Source organism: Treponema sp. R6D11, from assembly GCF_054786075.1.
The window spans coordinates 1-382 of sequence record NZ_BDHD01001122.1; the positions used below are offsets into that span (position 1 = coordinate 1).

The window sequence follows — 382 nt, forward strand, 5'->3', positions numbered from 1 at the left end:
TTCCAAAATATTTCAAAACATAATTTCAATTTTGGTTCTAAATCATTTATTTTCTCAACAAAAATAGTGGGAAGTAATAGATCGTCTTGATAAATTTCTTTAAATTCATCAGATATAGAACGATAATCATTTTCAGCATATTTTATTATATAACCTTTTGTATTAATAAATGAAATAGAAATAAAATATGGGTAAGGAATATTATTATTACACAAATTGGTCAGATAATTTGTTATACCATCTTTGATAGTTTTTTCAAGCTCGGAACCAAACATAACCTTTTGATTATTAGTATATATATTAAGGGCAAGTTGTGCAACTTCTAAGCAGCCATTACGAAATATTTGAACATAACTTTTCATTGTCCCAGAGGCTACACGAT

The 382-nt window shown here is 26.2% G+C and carries 1 protein-coding gene; it reads right to left on the reverse strand.

All coding sequences use genetic code 11. The features are described from left to right. Window positions 1-362 (reverse strand): hypothetical protein (locus ACYVTD_RS17755; RefSeq protein ID WP_461248940.1); only part of this gene is annotated, 362 nt, incomplete at its 3' end. Between the last annotated feature and the right edge of the window lie 20 nt (window positions 363-382).